Source organism: Candidatus Sulfotelmatobacter sp. (assembly GCA_036500765.1).
GTDB lineage: Bacteria > Acidobacteriota > Terriglobia > Terriglobales > Acidobacteriaceae > Sulfotelmatobacter.
In genome coordinates, this window is the sequence record DASYBM010000004.1 from 635,401 (window position 1) to 655,220 (window position 19,820).

General features: G+C 57.9%; 18 protein-coding genes. 12 read left to right on the forward strand and 6 right to left on the reverse strand.

The features are described 5' to 3' along the window. Nucleotides 1-178 precede the first annotated feature (178 nt). The 9 genes from VGM18_05640 (at nt 179) to VGM18_05680 (ending at nt 9,110) form a co-directional block, all read left to right on the forward strand. Nucleotides 179-1,294, forward strand: a complete 1,116-nt coding sequence (locus VGM18_05640) for a zinc-dependent dehydrogenase (GenBank protein HEY3972465.1) — start codon at nt 179-181, stop codon at nt 1,292-1,294. 128 nt (nt 1,295-1,422) lie between these two features. Then, complete coding sequence (locus tag VGM18_05645; protein ID HEY3972466.1) at nt 1,423-2,472, forward strand: zinc-binding dehydrogenase; 1,050 nt, start codon at nt 1,423-1,425, stop codon at nt 2,470-2,472. Nucleotides 2,473-2,575: 103 nt separating this feature from the next. Then, a complete protein-coding gene (gene hpnC / locus VGM18_05650) occupies nt 2,576-3,529 on the forward strand; it encodes a squalene synthase HpnC (GenBank protein ID HEY3972467.1) in 954 nt (317 codons plus the stop codon). Continuing rightward, on the forward strand, nt 3,526-4,488 hold the full coding sequence (locus tag VGM18_05655) for a phytoene/squalene synthase family protein (GenBank protein ID HEY3972468.1): 963 nt from the start codon (nt 3,526-3,528) through the stop codon (nt 4,486-4,488). The genes hpnC and VGM18_05655 overlap by 4 nt, the downstream gene beginning before the upstream one ends. Then, entirely contained in the window at nt 4,485-4,988 is a 504-nt protein-coding gene (locus VGM18_05660; GenBank protein ID HEY3972469.1) for a hypothetical protein, read from the forward strand. Before VGM18_05655 ends, VGM18_05660 begins: the two co-directional genes overlap by 4 nt. 46 nt (nt 4,989-5,034) lie before the next feature. Next, the gene (gene hpnE / locus VGM18_05665) at nt 5,035-6,495 is read left to right on the forward strand and encodes a hydroxysqualene dehydroxylase HpnE (protein HEY3972470.1); all 1,461 of its coding nucleotides are present in this window, start codon (nt 5,035-5,037) and stop codon (nt 6,493-6,495) included. 148 nt (nt 6,496-6,643) lie between these two features. After that, a complete protein-coding gene (locus VGM18_05670) occupies nt 6,644-7,087 on the forward strand; it encodes a DoxX family protein (GenBank protein HEY3972471.1) in 444 nt (147 codons plus the stop codon). Between the two features lie 94 nt (nt 7,088-7,181). Beyond that, nucleotides 7,182-7,658 (forward strand): hypothetical protein, encoded by a 477-nt coding sequence (locus VGM18_05675; protein ID HEY3972472.1) that lies wholly within the window; start codon nt 7,182-7,184, stop codon nt 7,656-7,658. Nucleotides 7,659-8,642: 984 nt separating this feature from the next. Then, nucleotides 8,643-9,110, forward strand: coding sequence for a hypothetical protein (locus tag VGM18_05680; GenBank protein ID HEY3972473.1), 468 nt, complete (start codon nt 8,643-8,645; stop codon nt 9,108-9,110). Nucleotides 9,111-9,127: 17 nt separating this feature from the next. Here the strand turns inward: VGM18_05680 and VGM18_05685 are convergent, their stop codons facing one another. The 4 genes from VGM18_05685 to VGM18_05700 form a co-directional block, all read right to left on the reverse strand. After that, complete coding sequence (locus tag VGM18_05685) at nt 9,128-9,508, reverse strand: EamA family transporter (protein HEY3972474.1); 381 nt, start codon at nt 9,506-9,508, stop codon at nt 9,128-9,130. Further along, nucleotides 9,505-9,981 carry an EamA family transporter gene (locus VGM18_05690; GenBank protein HEY3972475.1) on the reverse strand — a complete coding sequence of 159 codons (477 nt, stop codon included), beginning with the start codon at nt 9,979-9,981 and terminating at the stop codon, nt 9,505-9,507. Before VGM18_05690 ends, VGM18_05685 begins: the two co-directional genes overlap by 4 nt. A 125-nt stretch (nt 9,982-10,106) precedes the next feature. Next, nucleotides 10,107-11,576, reverse strand: coding sequence for a hopanoid biosynthesis associated radical SAM protein HpnJ (gene hpnJ, locus VGM18_05695; GenBank protein HEY3972476.1), 1,470 nt, complete (start codon nt 11,574-11,576; stop codon nt 10,107-10,109). Nucleotides 11,577-11,909: 333 nt separating this feature from the next. After that, nucleotides 11,910-12,737, reverse strand: coding sequence for a hypothetical protein (locus tag VGM18_05700; protein HEY3972477.1), 828 nt, complete (start codon nt 12,735-12,737; stop codon nt 11,910-11,912). 314 nt (nt 12,738-13,051) lie between these two features. On the opposite strand from VGM18_05700, the gene VGM18_05705 reads away from it, so the two are divergent. After that, nucleotides 13,052-13,660 carry a hypothetical protein gene (locus tag VGM18_05705; protein ID HEY3972478.1) on the forward strand — a complete coding sequence of 203 codons (609 nt, stop codon included), beginning with the start codon at nt 13,052-13,054 and terminating at the stop codon, nt 13,658-13,660. 70 nt (nt 13,661-13,730) lie between these two features. Beyond that, nucleotides 13,731-14,348: a hypothetical protein gene (locus tag VGM18_05710; GenBank protein HEY3972479.1), complete on the forward strand. Its 618-nt coding sequence runs from the start codon at nt 13,731-13,733 to the stop codon at nt 14,346-14,348. A 127-nt stretch (nt 14,349-14,475) separates the two neighbouring features. On the opposite strand, the gene VGM18_05715 is transcribed toward VGM18_05710, so the two are convergent. Together VGM18_05715 and VGM18_05720 are read right to left on the reverse strand one after the other, a co-directional pair. After that, nucleotides 14,476-17,064, reverse strand: coding sequence for an FG-GAP-like repeat-containing protein (locus tag VGM18_05715; protein ID HEY3972480.1), 2,589 nt, complete (start codon nt 17,062-17,064; stop codon nt 14,476-14,478). A 179-nt stretch (nt 17,065-17,243) separates the two neighbouring features. Continuing rightward, nucleotides 17,244-18,815, reverse strand: coding sequence for a CCA tRNA nucleotidyltransferase (locus VGM18_05720; protein ID HEY3972481.1), 1,572 nt, complete (start codon nt 18,813-18,815; stop codon nt 17,244-17,246). A 496-nt stretch (nt 18,816-19,311) separates the two neighbouring features. On the opposite strand from VGM18_05720, the gene VGM18_05725 reads away from it, so the two are divergent. Continuing rightward, a complete protein-coding gene (locus tag VGM18_05725; protein ID HEY3972482.1) occupies nt 19,312-19,788 on the forward strand; it encodes a hypothetical protein in 477 nt (158 codons plus the stop codon). The last annotated feature ends 32 nt before the right edge of the window (nt 19,789-19,820 follow it).

Below are 19,820 nucleotides of genomic sequence, written 5' to 3' on the forward strand. Positions count from 1 at the left end.
TACTCGTAGCGCTGGCGTCCCGGCGGCTGTCGCGGAGGCGTCCTCGCCCCCGCGCCCGGACAGCTCATTGAAAGCCGCCATACCCGACGCCAAGGTGCCACCCCCCCCCGCATTCCCCTCGCCAACGCATCCCATTGATTTGAAACAAACTCCGCAATACCATCATCTAAGATACTCGATGGCGCACGCCGGACAACTCGCGGTTGAAGCTTCCCCGCAATCCATCCCCGCGACGATGCAGGCCGCCGTCTACCGCGGCGTCAACGACGTCCGTCTCGAATCGGTTCCTGTCCCCGAAATCGGACCAGGCGAAATTCTCCTCCGCGTGCATTCCTGCGGTGTGTGCGGTACCGATCTTAAGAAAATCTTCACGGGCTCGCACTCAGCTCCCCGCATCTTCGGCCACGAAACTTCCGGCCAAGTCGCCGCCGTAGGCGAAGCCGTCCGCGACTTCCGCCCCGGCGACCGTGTCATGGTCTTCCATCACATTCCGTGCCAGCAGTGTTTCTACTGTCAGAATAGGACCTTCGCCCAATGCGCCACCTACAAGAAAGTCGGCTGCACGGCTGGCTTCGAGCCTTCCGGCGGCGGCTTCGCCGAATACGTCCGCGTCATGGATTGGATCGTCGAACGCGGCACGGTCCGCATTCCGGACGCCACCTCCTACGAACAGGCAGCGTTCGTCGAGCCCGTAAACACCTGTATGAAGGGCATCCAGGCCCTGCGCCTGCGCCAGGGCGAAACCGTGCTTACCATCGGACAGGGCCCGATTGGCATCATATTGAGTATCCTGGCCAGGCGCGCGGGGGTCACCTTAATTACTTCCGATTTGTATCCCGAGAGGCTTAGAATAGGATCAAGTTACGGATTAGACCTTACAATTAATGCTTCGCGGATAAATGTAGTCGAGCATGTCCGTGAGCTGACCGAGGGACGTGGCGCCGATGCGGTAATCCTCGCCGTCGGCGGCAACTCCCTGATTCGCACTGCGATGGATGTGGCCCGTCCCGGTGGACGGGTATTGCTTTTTGCGCAAACGCAGCATGGAGAAACATTGATCGATCCTGCGGCCGTCTGTGTCGAGGAGAAAACTCTGGTTGGGTCCTACAGTGCATCGGTCGATCTGCAACCCGAGTCGGTACGTTTTGTGATGAACCGTGAAATGGATCTGGAACGGCTGATCAGTCACCGCTTCCCGCTCTCCGAGAGCCCGCAAGCTCTGGATCTGGCCGCTCATCCGCAGCCTTCATCGATGAAGATCATGATTCAGCCCGGCGCAGGTTGGGGAGGTTAGCAAGAACCGCGTAACGTGATTGTGGAAGAGTGTGATGGTGGAAGAGCGGCCCTTTAGGGCCGCGTAACAACAGCAAGGGTGACGGGCTTCAGCCCCTGTGCTCCGTACGAACTGGAAGGAAACGAGCAGTGAACGGAAAAATGACCGCCGCCGTCCTGTACGGCAAAGAAGACCTCAAGATTGAAAAAGTACCGATCCCACGCGTGGGAGACGGAGAGGTTCTGGTCAAAGTCCAAGTCGCATTGACCTGCGGCACGGATCTGAAGGTATACCAGCGCGGGTACCATGCCCGCATGATCGTCCCTCCCGCGCTCTTCGGCCACGAACTCGCCGGAGTCATCGAGGAAGTCGGGGCCGGCGTCAACGGCTTCAAGAAGGGGATGCGCGTCGTCGCCCTCAACTCGGCTCCCTGCCAGATGTGCTTCTACTGCTCCAAGCATCAAGAAAACCTCTGCGAAGATCTGCTCTTTAATAACGGAGCTTACGCGGAATATATTCGTGTTCCGAAGCGCATCGTTGAAGCCAACATGCTGATTATTCCGCCCAACGTCAGCGTCGAAGAGGCCGCAATGACCGAGCCTCTGGCCTGCGTTTTACGTGGGCTGCATGAAACCGGCGTCGAGATCGGTGACACCGTCACTATTCTGGGTGGCGGTCCCATCGGCCTGATGTTTGTGCAGGTCGCCCGCGCCATCGGCTGCAATGTGATCTCCGTGGTCAAGCGCGACAGCCAGGTCGAAGCCGCCAAGCATATGGGCGCTCATGAAATTATTCAGACCACCAAAGTTCCGAATGTAGTCGAAGCGGTCCGCGCGTTGTCGCCGCAGAAGCGCGGCTGCGACGTGGTCGTCGAAGCCGTCGGCCGCACCGAAGCCTGGGAGTGGGCGGTCGACATGGTCCGTAAGGGGGGTACCGTAAACTTTTTCGGCGGCTGCGCCAGCGGGACGAAAGTGCAGCTCGAAACCAACCGCCTGCACTATTCCGAAATCACGCTGAAAGCCACGTTCCACCACACGCCGGAAACCGTTCGCCGGGCCTTCGGATTGATTGCGGCCAAAAAGATTCGCCCCACCGACTACATCACCGGTGAGGCGCCCTTGTCGCGCCTGCAGCAGGTTCTGCGCCATATGCTGAACCGCGGCAGCGACATCAAAACCGCCATCATTCCCGGCCACTAGAGGAAATGTTGATTGATGATTTTTGATTGTTGATTGAAACTCGTGACCTCTATGCGTTGCGTCTTTCAATCAAAAATCAACAATCATCAATCCGTTGCCACCCGTGACCCAACTTGCTACCAACAATACGTCCATCGCGCTCGGCTGGAGTCGCCTGCCCGCGAACTATGCAATCCCCCAGACCCCGCCCACGCTGGCCGAAGCCCGCGCGTACTGCGCCCATCTCGCCCGCACCCACTACGAAAACTTCTCGGTCGCCAGTTGGTTTCTTCCCGCCCGCCTGCGCCAGCATTTTTTCAATGTTTATGCCTACTGCCGCATCTCCGACGACCTCGGCGATGAAGTCGGCGACCCGGCCGCCTCGCTCGAACTGCTCGAGCAATGGGAGCGGCAACTTGACGCCTGCTACGATGCTACTCCTCGCCATCCCGTATTCGTGGCTCTCGCCGAAACCGTCCTCGAATTCGACATCCCCAAATATGAATTCTCCGACCTGCTGCGCGCCTTCCGCCAGGATCAAACAGTTACTCGCTTCGAAACTTTCAATGATGTCCTGGCCTACTGCCGCTACTCCGCCAATCCCGTCGGCCACCTCGTGCTCTATCTCTGCGGATATCGCGACCCAGAGCGCCAACAACTTTCCGATTTCACCTGCACCGCCCTGCAACTCGCCAACTTCTGGCAAGACGTAAGCACCGACTACGCCAAAGGCCGCGTCTATCTCCCTCTCGAAGACCTGCGGCGTTTCAACGTTAGCGAAAATGACATCGCGCGCAACCAGAACACGCCAGCTTTTCGCACCCTGATGAAGTTCGAAGTCGAGCGCGCCCGCGACTGGTTCAGGCAGGGCCTGCCCCTTATCAGCAAAGTCGAGCGCGAACTTGCCATTGATCTGGATCTCTTCACCAGCGGCGGCCAGGAAATTCTCAATGCCATCGAGAAACAGGACTACGCTGTGCTGGCCAATCGTCCCTCCATCTCGAAGTCTCGCAAACTGTGGCTAGTCACCAGCGCCGCGATGAGCAAACTCTTTGGCGGCCTCGGAGCCAAGTCGTGAGCGTGGGCACCCAGCAGGTTCCCATTCCCTGGACGCCCGCTCCGCCGCAGCTCGTCATGGCGTACTCCGTCTGCAAAGGCATCACCCGTACGGCGGCGAAAAACTTCTACTACGCCTTCCTCGTTCTCCCGCGCCGCAAACGCGAAGCCCTCTGTGCCGTCTATGCCTTCATGCGCCGCTGCGACGATATCGCCGACGATCCTGCGATACCTCTACAGGATCGACGCCAGAAACTTGACGCGTGGCTCGACGCCCTGCACCGCGCCCAGCAAGGGCAACCCACCGACGACGCTATTCTGCTCGCCCTCACCGACGCCCAGCGCCGTTTCTCCATCCCCGCCGGATTGCTCGACGAACTTGCCGTGGGCACCGCCATGGACGTTCCCATGCACGTCGTCTCGGACAACGATGAAGCTGAAACCCCAAACGCCGCTGCTCCCGGCCTCGCCGTTCAATACAAAACTTTCGAAGATCTTCGTCTGTATTGCTATCGCGTTGCGTCGGTCGTCGGCCTGGTGTGCATTCACGTTTTCGGATATCGCGATCCCGCCGCCGAACCTCTCGCCGAACGCTGCGGACTCGCTTTCCAGCTCACCAACATCATTCGCGACGTAAAAGAAGATGCCGCCATGGGCCGCGTCTATCTGCCTGAAGAAGATCTATCGAAATTCAAGCTTACCGCCGCCGAGCTTTTTGCCGCGCCCGATCCCGCGCGCTTCCGGCCCGTGCTCGCGCTCGAAGCCAATCGCGCTCGCGAGTTCTACGCCTCCGGTATCGATCTGATCCCCTATATTTCCGAAGACAGCCAGCCCGCGCTCTGGGTGTTAGTAACCATTTACAGCCGGCTGCTCGAACGCATCGCCGAAAAACAATACGACGTCTTCACCGCCAAAGTAACTCTCAGCACCTGGGAAAAATCCCGTATCCTAGCGAAAGGCTTCGTGAAGCGCTTGTTGTGATTGAGAACGAGATTGTCCAGAAACAACCCCAACTCCGGCTGCCCCATTTCTCGCCGTTCGTTGAGCGAGAAGCGGGGATTTTCCAGATGCGGAATCGGTTCGTGAGAATCGCCCCGATCCTCGCGTGTATTCTCGCTGCCGCCACGTTTGCAACAGCTCAGGACGTGGTCGGTGATTTCACTAAGTCCCCCAACGAACACATCATCAACGAAATTGATCGCCCCTTCATGGTCAGCTCAGTTAAAGGCTATCTCTTCTTTGATGACAACAAGACGCCCGCTCCCAAAGTCCTGTTCGAAATTCAGGGCCCCGGTAACAGCAAGAAGATCAGAAAGGCGACCACCGATGACTCCGGACGATTTAGCATTCGCGCCCCCGAAGGAACGTACCGCTTCAAAACTACTCTAATGTCATTTCAATCTGAGGTGGGAACGGTCATAGTCTCGAAGAAGTATCCAAAGACGAATGTCATCACGATAACAACTCGTCCAGGTGTGTAATTTGCAGCGCTCTCAAGCCGCGAAAATCAAACACAATTCTGACCTGATGCCCACCCAACCCACAGTCGCCATCGCCGGAGGCGGACTAGCCGGACTCGCCGCCGCCTGCGCCTTGTCTGATTCCGGTTTCCGCGTCACGCTCTTTGAGAAGCGCCCTTTTCTCGGTGGCCGCGCTTCGTCGTGGGAGCATCCCGGCACCGGCGAAGTCGTGGACAACTGCCAGCACGTCCTGTTCCGCGTCTGCACAAATCTGATCGAGTTCTACGAGCGCATCGGCGTCGCCGACCAAATCCGCTGGTATGACCAGATGACGTTCATCGAACCCGGCGGCCGCATTTCAGTAATGAAATCCTCGCCGCTCCCCGCCCCGCTGCACACTGCTCCGTCATTCCTGCGATTTCAATTCCTCAGCGCCGTCGACAAGCTCGCCATCGCCCGCGCCCTCATCCCGCTCACGCGCACCGCTCAACGCGACACCGGGCAATCCTTCCAGCACTGGCTCGATCATCACGGCCAAACCAAGCGAGCCGTCGAGCGCTTCTGGCGCCCCATCCTGGTCAGCGCCCTGAGCGAAGAACTCGATCTGATTTCTATCTCCGCCGCGGCCCAGGTCGTCCGCGAGTCCATGAAATCTCCCGCCGCTCGCCAGATGGGCGTGCCCACCGTCCCCCTCACCGACCTCTACAACCGCGCCGGAGACTACATCCGCGCCCGCGGCGGTACACTGCACTTCCGCCAACCAGTGGAAGGATTCTGGACAGACGGATCCCGCATCCAGCTACAACTCCGAAATGAAGTAGAGGCTGAAAGAAAAAAAAGTACCGAGGGTGCCCCGTCCTCGCCGCGTTCTTTGCGGGAGGGCGCGGATTTTGACTTCCTCGTTCTAGCGCTCCCTTTCGATGCGCTAGAGAAAGTTCTTCCGAAAACATCCGAGGCCGCACCCCTCCGCGAGCAACTCAGCCATTTCGAAACCGCGCCCATCACCGGCATCCACCTCTGGTTCGACCGCCAGATCACAGATCTCGACCATGCCGTCCTCCTCGATCGCACCATCCAATGGATGTTCCACAAATCCCGTCTGCAACCCATGCGCGCGCAATCGGGCGACGAACGCGATGGGAGCTATATCGAACTCGTCGTCAGCTCCTCAAAAACGCTGATCGACAAATCCCGTACCGAAATCGTCGACCTTGCGCTCGCCGAAGTCCGCGAATTCTTCCCTGGCGCACGCGATGCCAGGCTCATAAAATCTACCGTCATCAAAGAAGTCAACGCCACGTTCTCTCCGCGTCCTGGCATCGACGCCCACCGCCCCGCCGCCACGGCCTGGCCGCGCATCTTCCTGGCCGGCGACTGGACCGCCACCGGCTGGCCCGCCACCATGGAAGGCGCCGTCCGCAGCGGCTATCTCGCCGCCGAAGCTATTGCCCACGCCGCCGGTCGGAACGATTCCCGTTTCCTTTCCCCGGATATGCCCGCGACGGGTTTCATGCGCCTGTTCTCTTGACATCGGCACCCCGTGGAGGCACGGGCGCCTCGCCCGTCCGGCCGAGTGAAGCTCGGCCGGGGTCTCGCATCGCTCCCCGAGAAACCGGGCAACACCATTCCCGCTCTCCGAATCGAATACCAGGCAACCAGCTCGCGCGAGGCCTCAAATGAAAGCTCCATTCCTGATCGGTCGCATCCTCTTCGGCGGCTACTTCCTTTATAACGGCATCAATCACCTGCGCCAAGCTAAGTCCATGGCGCCCTACGCCGAGTCCAAGGGCGTGCCCCAAGGTGAACTGGCGGTAAAACTTTCGGCGATCCCGCTGATCGCCGGCGGCGCCAGCCTTTTGCTCGGCGTGAAACCGCGGCTCGGTGCAATCGCCATCCTCGGCTTCCTCGCCGGAGTTTCTCCCGTGATGCACGATTTCTGGCACAGCGAAGACCCCGAGCAGCGCATGAACGACATGATCAATTTCACCAAGAACCTGGCTTTGGCCGGAGGAGCACTCGCCCTGCTCGGCGTCGACGAACCATGGGAGGCCAGTGTTCCTCTGAGCCAGCCGACCATTGCAGACAAGGCCCGCAAGCTCGGGCGCAAATTTGCCGCCTAAATTGGCTTGAAATGCACACTATTTATGGGGAATTGACTCGAGGCGCAATGGATTTGAAAGAGCGGCATCGCCACTAAAGATCGGACACACCAAGATGGACGAAGAAATCCTCAAGCAGATCTTCGACGAGTTATTCGCTTCACTCGAGCCCTTGGAGACACAAAACGCCGCCCTGCTTCAATTTCTCAAAGCCAAAGGGATCGCCACCGACGAGAAGCTGGCGCCGTTTCTCGAAGCCGCCGGAAACGCCAGCAACGTCCGCTGGCGCGCCGTGCGAGTAAGAACCGACGCGCTTATTTCTTCCGCTCTCAAGCCCGCCGAGAAGCCGGTTGAAGCTCCAGCGCCGGACAGCAAAGAGACTGCGGCCCAACCTTCCGGCGAGGCGGACAAAGCGGACAACAACAAGGCTCAGTCGGAACCCGAGAAACCCGACGCCGCAGTCAGCGACAGCGCCCCTCAGCAAGAAGCCTCCCAGCAAGAAGCTTCGCAGAAAGAATCGCCGCCAGAAGAGATCTCCCGGAAAGAAGTTCCCGATAACGACCGGCCCTCTCAGAAAAAAGAGGCTGCCTAAGAAAATGCGCGGTCAGCGACGAGACGACCACAGTTGGTTCGGGTCGTCAGCGGGCCGGCGAGTCGTGCGCTCGAATTTAGGTGGCAACAACGCACCTGAAGGTGGCATCCAACTCCGTCGCCGCCACTTTCCTGTTCCTCTCATTCGGCAGTAGCCAGCTACCCGCTGGAGACACGAGAACGGTTTATGAATCATCACTCCGACTTTAGTCCCGGACCTTTTCAGCGTCTTTCGGCCAAAGCATTTGAGGTTCAGGAGTTCAGAGACTTGGCCGCCCGGCGTTCGGCCCCGCCCGCACTAAGACAAAACCTCGCATCGGAGCCTTCCGTTCCTGAAGCTCGCGGAGAAATCACAAATTCCGGAGTGAACGATTCCGGCGTGAACGAAGAACAGAACTCTGTTCCCGTATTCTCGATGCTCCCGCAAAATCAGTATTCGTTTTATGCACGTTGCCGATTTGTCCTGGTGGACATGATCAACTTGCCGGGACTCAGGCAACTAGCGCGCATGGCTACAATGCTCGCGAGGCGGGCAGGAGCCGTCACCCCGCGCGACCGTGAGCCGGATTTCGTTCCAGCCCCCCTTCCTTCTGTAGCCTCGCAACCAGCGCGGCGGTGGCGGCGAAACATCGCGCCGGCAACCGTTGCGACCGGGATTGTACGGCGAGCTCAATCCTTTCACTGGCCCAACGCCTGGCGCAACTTCACGCTGAAGGAATTCGCTGACGGGCTCATGCGACGAGCCAGGAATCTGAACGGGGCGATTCGCCGGCCAAACCTAAGCTGGAAATCCGTTGCTGCGAGTCCCGCCCGACCGACTGCGCAACGAAAGCAGCGAAAAAAGATTATTGGGTTACCCAACTGGCGCCTGAAATTAAGTCGGGCAACCCTCGTTTCGGGTTTCGCACGACGAACCCGGAACCTAAACTGGCCCAACCTGCACTGGCCTAGCTTGAACAGACCTAACCTGAACCGGTCTAATCTGTTGCGTCAATCCGCCCCGGCTGCGGTGATTGCCGTAGTACTCGCTTTGACTCTCCAGTTGATCTACAAGCGGCCCAATCCCATCCGGCGCTCCTCTGCCAGATCGACTCCCTCTGAGATGGTCCCATCCCCGAAGTTACCGGCTGCCAACATCACAAACGCGATCGAGCTTCAGTCATCCATCGTGAAACCACCCGCGGGAAAGGCCATGCTCGCCGCCGCGACTGCGTCGGTCTCGTCGAACCCTGTTGGACCTGCGCAGACTTCTGCGCAGACCCAGCCGAGGAAAGTGCGGACAGCGCCGACTCAAGCCGACGATGTCGGCAATGACGTCACCGTGCGAACATTCGTCGACCGATATCCGGATGGACGCCTCACCAAGCGCAGCGGGCAGCGTACTCGAATCTCACACATCGGGGATGATGTAACAGTTCGCTATTTTGCGCCGTCCGGAACGGTCACGCGATAACTCGCACGTCGCAAACCCTACCCCGCCAGTAGCACAACTCCCGCCGCCACAAGCAGGGCGGCAATCCAGCGCCGCCGGTCCACCCTCTCATGCAAGAAGATTTTAGCCGCGAAGGCGTTTCCAATAAACGTGAGCGATGCAGCCGCAGGCGCGACCAGGCTCACCTCGCCCCATGACAATGCAAACAGCAGGCTGAAGAACGCCAACGCCATGGCAGTTACACCCATAAAGAAATTAGAGTTGCCCAACGTGCGCCGGATCACCGCCCACAAACCTGACTGGCTCCACAACGCATGGACGTCTCCAACCTGCTTCATGGCCCGCGCCAGTAGAATATCCCCCACCACCGAAGCCGAAGCCACCGCCACGATCGCAGCCCAGGTATAGAGATGCTTCATCGCTTCACCCCGGAAATCGTCGGCACGTCAACCCTGGGGGCATCACTACTCGCCTCTTTTGCAAGAAGTGGGGAAGGCGAAGATGCGCCCGCTTCCGGCTCGGTGAGCGCCGGGCCGCCGGCGACAAATCCAACTCCGCCGGAAATGAGCACAATCCCGATCCACCGCATGGGGCTAACCTGCTCATGCAGCGCAAACTTTGCCAACAGCGCCAGCAGGACATAGCCCAGCGACGTCGCCGGCAATACATATGTGAGGTCTGCCCACGACAGCGCATTCATGTAGGAAGCGAAAAAGGCAAGCAGTAAAACAATGCCGACGGCGACCCAGGGATTGAGCACTGCCAGCACGACACCTTGGAGGTGATCGAGGGAAATGTTGCCGGCCTGTTTCATTCCATGCGAAAGCATGGAGTCGCCAGCCGCTGCAAAGACGGTCACGCCAGCCAGCACCAGATACTTACGCAGGCTCACTGAAGATATAGATAGTTTTCAAGTGGCAAAGTTGCAACGTTTCACAGTCTCAAGGTCCATACTCCGGGGTTCCCGCTTGGCAAAACCTTGAAACATCGAAAACGCTGCAACTTGAGACCTTGCCTCTATGCCTTTACCGGCTCCGCCGCTCCGGCCGCGTCGTGGTTTTTCTTCACCATTTTGTTGCGGGCATGCCGCAGCTTCAGAAACGTCTTGGCCTCTTTGTACAGGCGCTTGCGGTCATTGCTGTCGAACGCCGCCTTCCGCAAAATGCGGAATACCGCCTTCGGTCGGAAATAATACTCGTCATAGAAGCGATGCACGGCCGACAAAATGTCGTCGGCGGGCAGCCCCGGGTATTGAATGTGCGCCAACTGATGTCCGCCTTCGTCCACCATTTTGTTGTCGCCCACCATGAAGCCATTCTTCACCGCGTAGTCGTAAAGCTCCGTACCGGGATAGGCGTGCGCCACAGAAACCTGAATGGTTTCCACGTCCAGTTCTTTGGCAAATGCAATCGTGTTGTTGATCGTCTCATGCGTCTCGCCCGGCAGACCCATGATGAAGTCGCCGTGGACGACCAGGCCAAGCTTGTGGCAGTCCTTGGTAAACTGGCGCGCACGCTCAATGGTCGCGCCTTTCTTGATGTTCTTCAGAATCTGCTGGTCTCCCGACTCGTACCCGACAATCAGCAGCCGGCATCCCGCTTCTTTCATCGCCTTCAGCGTTTCGAAGTCGGTGGTGACGCGCGAAGTGCACGACCATGTCAGCCCCAGCGGCTTCAACTTGGCGCAAAGTTCAATGGTGCGCGCCTTCTGAATATTGAAAGTGTCGTCGTCGAAGAAAAACTCCTTCACGTCCGGCCACATCTGCTTGGCCTTGGCCATTTCAGCCACCACGTCATCGGTCGAGCGCTTCCGCCACGGATGGCCCATCAGCGTCTGTGGCCACAAGCAGAACGTACACTGCGCCGGACAGCCGCGCGTAGTGTACAAGGACACATAAGGATGAAGCAGGAACGGTACGTTATATTTCGTTACATCCAGATCCCGCTTGTAGACTTCGGTCACGTTTGGCAGCGCATCCAGATCCTGAATCTGCGGCGCGTCGGGATTGTGCACGATCTTGTCGTCCTGTAGATAAGAAATGCCGGGAATCTCCGCCAGCGGTTTGCCCTTGGCGAAGTCGACCACCGAGTAATCGAATTCCTTGCGGCAAATGAAATCAAGCTCGGGACAATCGCGCAACGATTTCTCCGGCAGCACGGTAACGTGCGGTCCCACGAACGCAATCTTGATTTTAGGGTTCGCCTGCTTGATCGCCCGCGCCAAAAGAATGTCACCCGGATATCCTGGCGTCGAAGTAAACAGCACAAGGAACTCGTACTCCTTGGCGATATTGATCGTCTCTTCGCCCGACACGTGGTGCGGCGGCGCATCCAGCAACCGCGCCCCCTCCAGCATCCCCGCCGGATAAGCCAGCCACACTGGGTACCAAAAGCTTTCAATCTCGCGGGTGGCGGGCCATCGCGAGCCGGCGCCTCCGTCGAAGTTTTCAAAAGATGGAGGATTCAGAAACAGTGTTTTTAAAGGCATAGTTGAGTATTCATTTATTTTAGCATTCGGGCACGGTTCTTCCGCATTCGACCCCGTATTGCACCAGGTTCCCCATAGCCCATAGAACATGACCTAAAACGCTTGATTCCAACGTACTAGCTCGACGGCGAAAAGAGAATGTTGATGGTGTCAATGGCCTATTCGATGCAGCGAACGGGGAAACGGCGCGGTAAACGGCGCAGTCATGTAGGGCGTCCACTCCTGTCCGCCGCCCTTCACTTTGCTTTTTCGGTGCGCGATCCTAAGGTTGGTACGTCAGGTTGATACTTCAATGGTCCGTGCGACGCAACACTCGCGCATTGCTCCTCGTCCCTATTGCCCTTCGCCCGCGGACCCCGGCACGCGAAACGTCACGCCCGCATCCTGATTCGCCTTGGTCGTCGCCGGCAGGTCGAGATCGCTCAACGGAATTTTTTGGGTATGTCCCGGAGCGAAGTTCCACAAGGTCTGCCCGACAATCGCGTAGTTACTGACTTCCTGTTTATGCTGATCACGAAATACTAGGACGGTGTCGGACATCATTGCCGCGCCCGCCGGTTGACTATTACCGGGTTGCGCGTTTCCAGGTCGAAACGCGCGGGGCGCGCGCGGCGCAATCGCGTAAGCATCCTGGTCGCCGTCGGATTCTTCCTGGCGCAGCATCTGCTGCTCTTCCAGATTGTCGCGGTTCATCTGAGCAGCCGCCGCTACATCCTGATCGTAGCTGTCGTCGTCAGAACCCGAATCCCACCACCAGTAAGGATCGTAGTATCCACCATAGACCCACGGATAATAACTTCCGCGGCAGGGAAATCCGTAGCAGTAATTGTTGAATCCGTATGTGCGAATGCGAAAGCGGTTGCCCCGGAATCCGTCATGCCGGAAGCCGCGGCTGGTAATTCCTCGATTGGAGAATCCACGGTTCGAGAATCCGCGTTGCGAATAAGCGCGGGAAGAAGAAGGAGGAGTGAAGGCGCGCGCCGCGCCGGAACCGGAGTGTACCCCTGGGGAAACGTGCCCGCCACCGCCGCTAAACCCGCCACGCCCGCCGAATCCGCCGGCGTGGCCGCCGCCACCGCCGCCATGACCTCCGCCATGCTGTGCCCACAAGGGTAGAGCCAGCACAAGGGCGAACGCCGCGATGGGGGCCAAGCGACGCATACAACCCTAGTATAGGCCTGTTTGACCGACTTCTAGGAATTTATAATCGGCGATATCTCTATGACATAGGCCGGTAATCGCGCAATAGTTACCGTGTCAAACAACAAGCGAACGAGAGCGTAGTGGACGGAACCTGCTTTTCCTCGCAGCGCGATCTAAACGCTCTGCTCTAAAGGAAAGCCCCGAGTTCCTCGAAGGGTCCCCCTGTATTCAGGTTAAGATTTTATGAATACGAGCCACCGGAACAACCCCTAATTGCACGGCCCTCATCGAAACTACGCTCCATCTGAAACTCCAACTGAGGTATTTCCCCGATGAAAAAGTTAGTTCTGTGGTCCTTGGCAGTCGCACTCGCAGCGGTGTTTGCAGGCGGCACTGCCTATGCATCCGCCAACCAAGTCAACGGCACGTCGGCCACGACGATGACCTGTACCACCAATTGTTCAAGCAGTCTCTATCTGATCCTCTACAGCAATCAGAGTGGCGGCACCACAACGTGGATGGTCACCTTCGGACTCTTCGGCACTGATAGCTCCGGCAATCCCACCTCAATCTCGGCCTCGGGCACCGTTCCGGCAAGCATGATTTCAGGCAATCAACAGAACACTCTGACCCTCGCTCTCGACACCAACGCGGCCGGCTTACAGGTGCAGTATTGTGTCGCCGACCAGTATTACAACTACACCTGCAATCCCTACCAGGGCGGAACCATCACCGCGACCTTTAACACTACCAGCAACTACTCCAACCACTCGGTCGAACAGAACCAAACGACTTTCGGTAACTTCACGGTCCACTTGAATCTGCAAAGCGACACTTCCTCGGCGACTGCGCAAACCAACGCATTCGGGACGCAGTTCGTCGACGGAAATGCGCAATTCGGGACCTCGCACTCAGGCACGGTGGAGATCACCAATCCGTAGGTCGGAATCCGACAATGCCGCTTCGGTTTAATTTCATTTGTAAATATTTTTCGTAGAGAGGGCATGTTCCATGAAGAAATCAGTCTTGCTATCCTCGCTGGCTGCGCTGGTAATGCTGATCGCCACAGCCAACGCTCATGCTTCTACCACATATAAGTTCGAAGTGAGTGGAGTAGACGCCTATTCCACTACCTGCCTGAACAATTGTTCGAGCCTCGCGCTGATAACGTTGTCGTCTGGTAAGGACCAGGGGACGACCACCTGGTTTGTTTACATCACAATTTACGGTCAGGACAGTCAGGGCAATCAAACGATGATCGGAGGGGTTGGGCAAGTTCCGTCAAGCATGGTCTCGGGAAACGGACAAACCAGTCTAGGCCTCAACCTCGATACCAATGCCGCCGGGTTGCAGTTGCAGTATTGCGTCGCCGATGCCTTCCTGAACTACACTTGCAATCCTTATGCGGGCGGAGTCATTACGGTCACCTGGACCCCGACCAAAACTTACAGCGAATCAGGGACGACAGAAAGCAACTCCACTTCTGCGACCTATAGCTCTCAGTACCACGTTAGTGGCGACACTTCGTCGGCCACTGTTCAGGCCACATATTTTGGTCAGCAGTACACTGACGATGGTTCGCAGATAGGATCCGACCATGTCGGCACCATTTCGGTCACGACCCCCTAAAGAGTTCGTTTGTAAGAGTTTGTTCGAACAAGTATTGGCAAGAAATCGCGCGTGGAGCCCTGGACGCCCCGGTCCGGGGTTGCGCGCGAATGCGCGCAATCGGCAGCGCTGACCCAGAGCCCGCGAGCTAAGTCCCGGTTCCCGCCAAACTAACCTTCTGGGGACTCCCACCGCCATTGTCGACAATCGAAACCGACGCCGAGCGGCTTCCCTTCGCCGAAGGCGTGAAGGTTACAGTAATGGCACAACTTGCTCCCCCCGCTACACTCTTGCCGCAAGTATTGGTTTCTGCGAAATCACCGGCATCCGCTCCGATGATCGAAATGCTCGTAACGCTAATCGCCACGCTCGCCTTGTTGCTCAGTGTGATCTTCTTTGGCAAACTCCTCGTACCCACCGGCTGATTGCCGAAATTTAGGCTCGCAGGCGTGAGTTGCACATCTGTTCCCGTGCCCTTCAGCGGAACCTTTTGCGGACTCAGCGAAGCATTGTCAGTAATGGACAGAGAACCGGTCAGTACACCCGATGTTTTGGGCTTGAAGGTTACATTCAGCGTGCAACCACTGCCGGAGTTCACAGTCGAACCGCAATTGTTCGTCTCGGTGAACGGTCCCGTAATGGCAATCTTCGAGATGTTGAGGATTCCGAGTCCGGTATTGTTGAGCGTGACGGTCTGAGCCTTGCTGCTCGTAAACACAACCTGCGTCGCGAATGTCAGGCTCGTAGGAGAGAGCGTCACTGCGGGCAGCACGCCAATTCCGCTTAGAGCAATCGATTGCGGACTATTGGAAGCGTTGTCCGTAAAAGTCAGCGTTGCGGTTCGCGTACCTGTCGCGGTGGGCGTAAAGGTCACGCTGTATGAACAAATTTGACCCGGCACAAGCGTGTTCCCACAAGTGCCGCTCTCAGCAAAGTCGGCGCTATTCGCCCCCGTAATGCCAATGGATGTGATGACCAGGTTCGTGTTTCCAGCGTTCGTGAGCGTAAAGCCCGCAGGAAGGCTCGTCATCCCCACGGTCTCGTTGCCAAAGGTGAGAGTCGTCGTCGAAAGCTGCGCAATCGCTCCCTGCACGACCTGGCTTAAGACCGAGGAAGTGCTCGAGGAAAAATTCGAGTCTCCACTGTAAGATGCTGTAATGCTGTGCGTTCCGATCGTGAGAGCCGCAGTCGAGAGTGTCGCGACTCCGCTGGAGTTCAGAGAGGAGCTGCCCAGGCTTGTGGTGCCGTCGAAGAGGGTTACCGTGCCCGTCGGCGTGATTTTGAACCCGAGCGAGGAAATAGAGGCGGTAAAAATCACGGTCTGGCCGTTGTTAGATGGATTCGGAGAGGACCAGACTTCCGCTGTTGTAGTCCCGAGGCTGGCGTTAATCAGAACTGCTGCCGAACCATTAGCGCAGCTGCTGCTGCTGTAACAGATGTTCGCTACCACGATGTCCGGCTTGCTATCTCCGTTCACGTCTACCGCCGCTATCGAAAAATCATAGTATCCGCCGGAGCTAAATGTAACGACGGTCTGGAAGGTTCCGTCACCGTTGCCCAGCAGAACGCCAACGACGCTATCCGAATTGTTCTCGACATTACAGCTGCTGTCCGCGCAGTAGTTTGCCACCACGAGGTCAGGCTTACCGTCTCCATTCACATCCGCCGCAGCGACAGACCAAGCATCGAATCCGCCCGAGCCGTAACTCACTACCGGCTGAAAAGTTCCGTTGCCATTGCCCAGTAGGACGCCTACCGAACTAGCTCCGGCCACCAGGAGGTCGGCATTGCCATCACCGTTTACATCCGCCACAGCCACCGACTGGACCGCCGCGTTGTAGGTAGCCGCTGTCTGGAAGGTTCCATCGCCGTTGCCCAATAGGACCCCTACCAATCCCGTTCCCGTACAAGCATTAAGCTGGCAGTAATTTGCCACGAGCAAGTCGGGTTTGCCATCGCCGTTTACATCTGCCACGGCTACCGACTCAGCGTCGTTTCCACCGGACCCATAGGTGACCGCGGATTGGAAGGTTCCATCGCCGTTGCTTATAAGCACGCCGACCGTGCCATTGCAGCTGGTACTGCTCTGGCATTGGTTCGCCACGATGATGTCGGGCTTGCCATCGCCGTTAACATCTGCCACGGCCACTGACTCAGCCATCTGTCCGCCCGAACTGTAGGCCGCCGCGGTCTGAAAAGTTCCATCGCCGTTGCCTATAAGCACACTGACACCGCCCTCTAGCCCAATGCACCCGCCAGTGCCAATACCGCAGTTCGCCACTATTATGTCGGGCTTTCCATCGCCGTTGATATCAGCGACAGCCACAGAAAGAGGCTGAAAGCCGCCCGAGTCAAATGTCACCGCCGCCGCGAAGGTTCCGTCGCCGTTGTTCAAAAATACAGCCACTAAGCCGTCGCCGTTGTCCCCGCCGAAACCGTTCGCCACAACTAGGTCAGGCTTGCCGTCGCCATTCACATCCGCTATCGCTAGCGCATAGGCATTTTCGCCGTTCGAGCCGTAGACGGCAGCGTTCGCAAAGCCTAACCCCGACATTTGCGGCCGTAGTGCGGGGGTCGATGAAACGCGGGAGATCCCGTTCGATGAGGAAAGCAACATCCGCGACGCGCCCGAGAAAATCGGCGCCCCTTGCGGTGGGCTGGCTGACGGAATCGCTTTCGATTGCGCGAAAAGCGCAGTAGGCAGAAGCAACAGGCAGACGAAGCTGCTGAACTTCATGTGAGGTGGCCTCGAGTTGGAAACAGCATGGCCCGGGTTGACTGCCGGTGGGGACGGATGGCTCGGCAGCCAGGAACGTGACATTGTCATTCCGTCTGCCCAGCGAGTCAAGATGCAGAATGTTGCAGTCTGAAACCTAGGTGCTCGCGACAGATTCTCGTTCGAAATCTATCGAAGATTTAGCGCTTCTTCTTCCCCTTCGTTTTGAGCGCTGCCTTCTTCGGCGCAGGTTTGGCTGCGGGCTTGTGAGCCGGCTTCGGAGCAGCTTTCGCCGGGGCAGGCGACGTTTTTGTTTTCACCGCCTTCCCTTTCGGTTCCGCTTTCACTGCTGGAACCGGTGCAGGCGCCGGAGCAACAACCGCAGCCGCCTTCCCCTTCTTCCCTTTCGGCCCCGGCTTCCCCGGCGTTGCTGCGGCAGCTTCCGCAGCTGCCTTCGCGGCACGTCCGCGCCTCGGCGCCGGGGGCGGAGGCGGCGGAGGCGGTGCGAACGGCTTCAGATATTTCAGCGTCTCGGTGCGCGAACGCAGCTTCCCATCGAGCAGCAGCAGAAACACATCATGCGCCAGCTTCGGATACACCGGCAACTGCGGCGTGATCAGCAACTCCGTCATCTCCGGCAACGGAAGTTTCTGCTGCACCTGCCGCCACTTGGTCAGATAATTCTTAATCTTCTGCTCCACTGACTGCTGCTTCGCCGTCACCGCCAGAAATAGCACCATCTCCGGACGCGCCGACGACAGCAACTGCCACGTCCGCGACGGCGTCGCCGCTTCTTTCCCCATCAGCCGCTTGGCTAATTCCTTGGCGTGATCTTCGATGTCGCGCCACGCCTCCACCAGATCCTTGCGTGGAATCAGCCGCTGAATATCGGCAACGTCTTTATCCGAAAAATGCGCCGTCAGAAAATACATCACCGCCGGCCCGGCATCGGGAGCGTATCCCAGATCGACCATCTGCTGCCGCGTCTTCATCAACTGCGTAATGCCGTTGGCGTCGACCTTGGCAGCCGTCCAGTGATCGTGAAACACCTCGAGCCAGCCCTCCTTCTCGAGCATCTTCACGACGTGCAGCGGATCGTCCTCATGCGCCAGCGCCGCAATCTCATGACCGATTGACGAGCGTAGAATGTGGTCGATGTACTTGCCTTCTTTCGCGGCGTCGTAGCGTGCCTGAGTCCGCTCTTCCAGCGGCCAGTGAAAGCGCGCCGCAAAGCGCGTCGCCCGAATCAGCCGCGACGGGTCTTCCAGAAAAGAATAATTATGCAGAATGCGGATCACCTTGCCTTCGATGTCCGCAACACCGTTGAAGGGATCGAGCAGTAGCCCGCGCGAGCCTTCATTCAGCGAGAGCGCCATCGCGTTGACCGTAAAGTCGCGCCGCCGCAAGTCGTCATGAATCGTCGCTGGCGTCACAATCGGAGGCTTGCCCGTCTTCTCAAACTTCTCGGTGCGCGCCATGCTGATTTCCGCGCGCGCGTTTCCCGGCAGCGAAATAAAAATCGTGCGGATGTCTTCCTCGACCGCAGTGATCTTCGCCCCGGCCTTCTCCAGGTCTTTTTGCAGCTTGAGAGGATTTCCCTGAACTGTGAAATCCAGATCGCGGATGGTAAACCCGCTGATGATGTCGCGGATGGCTCCGCCGGTGAGGTAGAGATTCAATCCCGCGGCGCGGGCTACATCCTGTACCAGCCCCACGCCCTTCAGTTGATCCGGCGTCAGCCGGATTTCCATCGTATAAATGTAGTCAGCCATTCGCTTTCAAGCGGCTGTCCAGGAACTTTCCGACGAGGCGATCGCCTGATGATCGCGCCCGGGGGAGGGCCGAACCAGCCTAACCATACAACGCCTAACTCCACCAGCCAAGTTCAGCCCAACTAGATCAGCCTAGGCCAAACCCCCGCTTTCCACAAGATTTCCACAGCCTTGAGGACGATCTGATCCGCCCCCTAAGCCACTCGAATGCAAGTGGCTTAATATAAAGTACTTATGCCGAACTGAAACTTGGTGGCAAGCTTAAGAAAATAACACAACGTTTACATTTTGGCTACTGCCAAGGCAGATTCCGTCAGTTTTCGCAGAAAAAGGTGCGAGAATCAGGATCGGCTTCCGCTGTCCGGCTTCCGGCTTCCGGTCCTAATAGGAAACCGTATCCTTCCAGCACAAATTTGATTCTGGCTGTCCGCGCACGATCTAATCGACCTGTTTCAGAAGGCTAAAGCCGGATAGCGGAAGCCGGAAGCTGTCTTTTATGCCGTCGACCCACAAAAAAGTGATCGTCCGCAAGATGGACCGCGACAGCGTCTCCGGCTACGTCTCTCCATCGCAGTTCGTGAACGAGGGCAAACTCGAACTCCTGAACACCGCCGGCACGGTCATCTCGATCGACCTGCGCGAAATCAAAGGAGTCTATTTTGTCCGCGAATTCGGCGAAGCCGAATCCCTCACCCGCAAGACTTTCACCACGCGCCCACGCTCCGAAGGCCTCTGGGTCCGCCTTCGCTTCAAAGATAGCGAAATCCTCGAAGCCCTAATGCCCGCCGACCTCACCCAAACGACGCCAGAAGGATTCCTGGTAAACCCGCCCGATCAGCGCGCGAACACGCAGCGTATCTTCGTCCCAAGAACTGCCCTGGAGTCGCTGACAGTGCTGGCGGTAATTGGCGCCACCCGCCGCCAACGCCGCGCCTCCGAAGACCAGCGCCAGGTCCCCATGTTCGAGGAATAATTAGGTCGACGACTAAGAATACCCGCGTAGCG

Coding starts and splice junctions, on each gene's coding strand:
- VGM18_05640 (HEY3972465.1), top strand. CDS start 179: ATGGCGCACGCCGGACAACTCGCGGTTGAAGCTTCCCCGCAATCCATC.
- hpnE (HEY3972470.1), top strand. CDS start 5,035: ATGCCCACCCAACCCACAGTCGCCATCGCCGGAGGCGGACTAGCCGGA.
- VGM18_05670 (HEY3972471.1), top strand. CDS start 6,644: ATGAAAGCTCCATTCCTGATCGGTCGCATCCTCTTCGGCGGCTACTTC.
- VGM18_05675 (HEY3972472.1), top strand. CDS start 7,182: ATGGACGAAGAAATCCTCAAGCAGATCTTCGACGAGTTATTCGCTTCA.
- VGM18_05685 (HEY3972474.1), bottom strand. CDS start 9,508: ATGAAGCATCTCTATACCTGGGCTGCGATCGTGGCGGTGGCTTCGGCT.
- hpnJ (HEY3972476.1), bottom strand. CDS start 11,576: ATGCCTTTAAAAACACTGTTTCTGAATCCTCCATCTTTTGAAAACTTC.
- VGM18_05700 (HEY3972477.1), bottom strand. CDS start 12,737: ATGCGTCGCTTGGCCCCCATCGCGGCGTTCGCCCTTGTGCTGGCTCTA.
- VGM18_05705 (HEY3972478.1), top strand. CDS start 13,052: ATGAAAAAGTTAGTTCTGTGGTCCTTGGCAGTCGCACTCGCAGCGGTG.
- VGM18_05710 (HEY3972479.1), top strand. CDS start 13,731: ATGAAGAAATCAGTCTTGCTATCCTCGCTGGCTGCGCTGGTAATGCTG.
- VGM18_05715 (HEY3972480.1), bottom strand. CDS start 17,064: ATGAAGTTCAGCAGCTTCGTCTGCCTGTTGCTTCTGCCTACTGCGCTT.
- VGM18_05720 (HEY3972481.1), bottom strand. CDS start 18,815: ATGGCTGACTACATTTATACGATGGAAATCCGGCTGACGCCGGATCAA.
- VGM18_05725 (HEY3972482.1), top strand. CDS start 19,312: ATGCCGTCGACCCACAAAAAAGTGATCGTCCGCAAGATGGACCGCGAC.